The organism is Streptomyces sp. URMC 123 (genome assembly GCF_051386515.1).
Taxonomy (GTDB): Bacteria; Actinomycetota; Actinomycetes; order Streptomycetales; family Streptomycetaceae; genus Streptomyces.
Map to the genome: position 1 here is coordinate 1 of NZ_JBPQTV010000811.1, position 212 is coordinate 212.

The following is a 212-nucleotide window of genomic DNA, read 5'->3' on the forward strand; positions in this document are numbered from 1 at the left end:
CGGCCCTCGCTCTCGACCAGTTCCTCGTAGGAGGGCCCGCCGCGGGCCTGCTTCAGCCCCCACTGGCCCTTGAACAGGGCGCTCTCGTCCAGCCAGGCCGCGTAGTCGGCCAGCTGGATGCCCTTGACCACCCGGGTGCCCCAGAACGGCGGGGTGGGCACCGGGTTGTCGATGGCCACGTCCGAGCGCACCGGCCCCTGCTCCGGCTCCCC

At 73.6% G+C, this 212-nt stretch carries 1 protein-coding gene; it reads right to left on the reverse strand.

The window, feature by feature from the left end; all coding sequences use genetic code 11:
* Positions 1-212, reverse strand: a 212-nt coding sequence (locus ACSNOD_RS32090) for a hypothetical protein (protein ID WP_436770556.1), incomplete at both ends; no start/stop codon positions are given.